The 4,322-nt window shown below is 37.4% G+C and carries 4 protein-coding genes; 1 reads left to right on the top strand and 3 read right to left on the bottom strand.

From position 1 onward, the window contains the following. Positions 1 to 76: 76 nt before the first annotated feature. The 3 genes from AC075J_RS17695 to AC075J_RS17685 form a co-directional block, all read right to left on the bottom strand. Positions 77 to 994: a tyrosine-type recombinase/integrase gene (locus AC075J_RS17695; protein ID WP_025579988.1), complete on the bottom strand. Its 918-nt coding sequence runs from the start codon at positions 992 to 994 to the stop codon at positions 77 to 79. Positions 995 to 1,151: 157 nt separating this feature from the next. Next, the gene (locus tag AC075J_RS17690; protein ID WP_025579989.1) at positions 1,152 to 2,621 is read right to left on the bottom strand and encodes a hypothetical protein; all 1,470 of its coding nucleotides are present in this window, start codon (positions 2,619 to 2,621) and stop codon (positions 1,152 to 1,154) included. Positions 2,622 to 2,633: 12 nt separating this feature from the next. Then, the gene (locus AC075J_RS17685) at positions 2,634 to 3,671 is read right to left on the bottom strand and encodes a nucleoid-associated protein (protein ID WP_025579991.1); all 1,038 of its coding nucleotides are present in this window, start codon (positions 3,669 to 3,671) and stop codon (positions 2,634 to 2,636) included. Positions 3,672 to 3,880: 209 nt separating this feature from the next. On the opposite strand from AC075J_RS17685, the gene AC075J_RS17680 reads away from it, so the two are divergent. Further along, a partial coding sequence (locus tag AC075J_RS17680) for a restriction endonuclease (RefSeq protein ID WP_476390561.1) occupies positions 3,881 to 4,322 on the top strand: 442 nt, incomplete at its 3' end.

Here is a 4,322-nt window from a genome sequence, read left to right as displayed (position 1 = left end):
ACAGAAAATCCAGTATTTATGCGGGTAAATCGATTTTAGTCGTAAATTCACTGGAAGTTCACATATTGGCAGAAAATCATGCCGCACCAACGATTTTCATATTATTCCGGGGATGCAGCTCTTTTAATATTTCAGCCTGTTTTTTAGCCGCAATATGTATATAAATCTGAGTTGTTTTTATGGAACTATGGCCCAAAATCTGCTGAACACAGCTTACATCTACGCCCTCCTCTATTAAATATGTCGCAAATGAATGACGAAACATATGAGGAGTAATATTTCTCTCGATCCCAGCCTGCTTTGTATACTTCTTCAGCATCAGCCGGATAGATTGTTCCGTATACCTGCTTTCTCTGTTGTTTACAAAAAAATAACCACTTTTCTTGATCGACTGCTCATTTTCATCGTAATATTTTTTCAAGACCTCTAAAATTGAAGTGTTGCTGATCTGTACATATCGTTCCTTCCCGCCTTTTCCCATAAGCCTGATCAAGCCCGTATTCAGATTAATGCTGTCGTCCCGGATGTTGGAGATTTCATACACTCTCGCCCCGGTTGCGAAAAACACTTCAATCACGGCTACATCACGCAGCATAAATTTACGGGATGCTTTATCGTTCTCATTCAGGCATTGATACATATGGTTCAAAAGCTTCTCTATTTCTTCCCTGGGAATGATTCTGGGGAGGGTTACTGTTTCCTTGAATTTGACTTTTATTTTCCGGAAAGGGCTTTCAGCAATGATTTCAGTTTCTTCTAAATAGTTATAAAACGCTTTTATTGATGCTATCTTCCGCTTTACAGTCTTTTGCTTGTAGCTCTTATGCAAATGCGTAACATACTCCTCAATCTTTTCCTTATCAGGTTCATCCACACATATATATTCGAAATACTGACGCAAGTCAATACGGTATGCTTTCAGTGTTTTCCTATCGAGTTCCTTTCGATATTCACAGTACTCCAAATATGCTGCCAGTTTATCTTCTAATCTCATTTTAGATTCCTCCTATCTGTTATAAGCATCATACTACCGTATTTGGCACTAATTTCAATAGGAGCAATTATTAAATATAAAATGCAAAAATATGTTCGGGCAAAAAATTTCCTGTGCCATTGACCTTTTCAATCAATGCGCAAGGGGATTTTTTTCTTTACTTACAGAACCGGCCAGCAATCTTTTTTAAAAAAGGAATTACAACCGGAGCTTCACTAATATATTCTACAATCACAAGAAGCACCAGAAGAAAAACAACCCATAGGAACAGATATATCTTTTCAGATTTTCCTATCGTCTTCTTCATATCTAAGATCAGATAGTCACCCCGAAAGCACTCCTGAATATCATCCTCGGTCAATATCTTATCGTAGGATTTTTTCAGTTTCTCATAACTTTCATAAACTTTATTCATCTGATACTTTGACTGCCCATAACAAATGAACAGATATACCACAGAACCCACCAGGACTAATTCCAGAATTACCGTGATATCTTTTGTAAAAATATTGTTCAACGGCTGGTCTGATACAATACCGGCTATGACCACTGTAAATAGGAAGCCAAATATTGCTATAACATTTGCTTTAAACTTATCAAGTAATTCTGTGGCGTATTCCCCGGTTCTCGACACAATGTCACTTATAAATTCTGCCACTTTGTTTTTCAGTTCAAGATACTGTCCTACGTTATCTTTCAAATACAGATTGTAATTAGACTGGATAGAAGAAAGAACTTTTTCGTCCAGGTTCAGCAGCGGCTCATATTTGCAATGCAGACAGATAATATTTCTTGCAATAATGGCTTTGTCAATAGAACTTCCGCCTGAATATATCCAGTCATATATTTTGTACAGCACCTGGTTTCCCGTTATCTCATTTAGACGGCATACATAATCAACAGAACGCTGTCCCATGATCTGCAGTTTCATCTGCCCGCCCTGAATCGTAGCATTGGATGCAATGAAGCCTGCTGCCAAAATTGTTTCCAGCTTCATGAACAATTCTTTGAATGGGTTTCCCTCATACCCTACTTCTATCTTAAAATCATCCGGCAGCAATCCATAGGAATCCTGGTTATAAAAGTACGTATTATCCCTACAAGCCAGCAAACGCTGTGTCCTGCTAAAATTACAATCAATCTCTCTATTCCCCACAGGAAGAAAATACATTGTTTTCGTATAAAAAATATTTGGACTGTCAAATAGTTCAAACACTATATTTTTCCCTGCCCCATCCAGAAACATAGAGAATGTTTTCAGCACGTCTTCCATAGATAAACCGACAATATCCTCCACAAACTTTTGGTATCGGTAAATTGAAAAGTGCCCATCTGCCAGTGTTTTATTTATCTCTATTTTTGTAAAAATCATCTCATCTTCCAGTGTCTCTTCAATAAACGCTCTGTACTCTGCTTCAGTTGAATTTTTCACTATTATGAAGGGATCTTCATTTTCCAACGACAAAAAAATTCTGACTTCATCCCTTGATGGAATCTTTTGTATGACCTCCATCAATTCTGAAAATCCTAAAGCCTGAGAAGATGGGAATGAAAAACAGGCGGAATAGAATTTCCTGCGTTCTTCTTCTTTCAATCCCAAAACCTTATCCCTTATATGCTCCAGCAAAGCAAATCCCTCCTATCTCCCCTCCCTACGCTCAAATGTCCGGAAGGTTATATCATTATCCATACGGATCTTGAGATACCGTTTGCCATCACCGTCCTCATATGCCTCAATGATGTCTTCCAAATCTTCAACCGCACTAGATACTTTGATCTGAATTCCGCTATATACATCATACGTTTTCTTCATTTTAGGCTTAATCATTGACAGAACTGGCTTAAACTGATGGTCAAAGTGTTGTTTTTCAGGCAGGTCGCACAGTTTCTGAATAAGTTCTTCTTTCTTTTCCGCCTTCATGTCGTTAGGGGAATAATTCTTAATCGTTTTATCTAACATTTCAGAAAAATCAAACTGCTCGACACTACTGAAATACAAGTACATTGCATTCCGGATTACCATATGGTCATATGGTGCATCTTTTTTCAGATTTCTGCTCAGTGTACTTTCTACGGCTTTAAACGCTCTCTTGGTATTAAGCTCATCACTTTGAAGTTCATTTAACTCCAGAAAATCATGCCACCAGTATTTCGCCACCGTATTAGAATATATTCTGGCTAAAAATTTCACAGAATTCAAATCATCAATCTCAAACAGGCAGGTTTTCCAGATCTTTTTTGTGTCCTTTGAAAAGCCTGATTTAATGCTGTAATCACTATCATCAAAGAAATCCGTATGCTCTACCTTCGCCAACAGAAACAGCACCTTCCCCTCATCCTCGATCAGAGCCAAGATCAGGCTTCCTTTCTGCACTCTAATATCCATACTGGCAATCTGCTCTTGTGCCTGTCTTTCCTTTCGGAGCAGGCGTTCTGCTATTATATCAATCCTTTGCAGAACTATTTCAGCCTCTGCCTGGTGCTTTATGATCTCTAATATACTGCTAATGACCTCTGTACCCGTTGATTGTGTTTTGTATTCCCTTACAGAAACATTCCCATTTATGTAAGAAATCAACTGTTCAATATACTCCCCAAACTTTGGCATAATATTTCTTGCTGAAATTTTATTGTTTTCATAATCAATCACCCTGATGGCCTGTGTAACGATTCTCATAAGCATATAACCTCTTTATCTTCCGCACTGAATAAACACTGAATCTCTTGTCTGAATTACTGCTATGTACTTCTTCATTTCACTGTAGCTTAAGTATACCACACACATGTAAAGCAAGCAAAAGAATTTACTGTTATCTTTGCCATGGTATCCACAAATATAATAGATAATTAGCAGTTATCCATTACTTCCTATGGAGATGAATACAAATGAACATCCAGCAATATATACACAGCCTTACAGACGAGGAGTTTGAACAGCTTTGCACGGAATACCTGACCTTGCATTATAAAAACAAAAATATTACCATACACGGTACGCGTTTGAAAAAAGATGGTGGAAAAGACATTGTAGGAACTGCACAGGATGTCCCCTATGAAATATGGGCTGAATGCAAGAGGCACAATCGTGCCCTTGGTCTTGAGAAAATATCTAAAAATGTTATTTTGGTTATTTCAAAAGGAATTAATGAGCTGATTTATTTCTCTACAAGTGATATTACCAGAAATGCGGTTAAACATGTTTCCATAGTTGCTGCCAAGCATAATTTTTCTGTCACTTTCATATATGGGAACCGTCTGTATCAGGAATTATCAATTCTTCCACGTTTTCAATATGGTTTTGAAAAATCAAATGAAATAATAAAAAATG

Source organism: Blautia sp. ZXY-1-C6, assembly GCF_056339875.1.
This window is presented reverse-complemented; position numbering and strand designations above follow the sequence as displayed.

Bases quoted from the DNA above. Each gene is read 5' to 3' on its own strand.
- AC075J_RS17695 (WP_025579988.1), bottom strand. From the start codon at position 994: ATGAGATTAGAAGATAAACTGGCAGCATATTTGGAGTACTGTGAATAT.
- AC075J_RS17685 (WP_025579991.1), bottom strand. From the start codon at position 3,671: ATGAGAATCGTTACACAGGCCATCAGGGTGATTGATTATGAAAACAAT.